The organism is Arthrobacter sp. K4-10C, assembly GCF_059090085.1.
Genome location: NZ_JBNHFI010000039.1, coordinates 1 through 267 on the forward strand (window position 1 = coordinate 1; position 267 = coordinate 267).

Below are 267 nucleotides of genomic sequence, written 5' to 3' on the forward strand. Positions count from 1 at the left end.
CCAGGTGCGCCTTGGCCGCGACCGGGCCGACACCGGGTCCGCCGCCGCCGTGCGGGATGCAGAAGGTCTTGTGCAGGTTCAGGTGCGAGACGTCCCCACCGAACTTGCCCGGCTGCGCCAGGCCGACCAGGGCGTTGAGGTTCGCCCCGTCGATGTACACCTGCCCGCCCGCGGCGTGGACCGCGTCACAGACCTCGCGCACGTCCCCGTCGTACACCCCGTGCGTGGACGGGTAGGTGATCATGATGCAGGACAACACATCCCGGT

At 70.0% G+C, this 267-nt stretch carries 1 pseudogene; it reads right to left on the bottom strand.

Annotated elements, in window-relative coordinates:
- Positions 1-267: pseudogene (locus tag AC5RUU_RS19660) on the bottom strand (hypothetical protein); the annotation flags it as partial.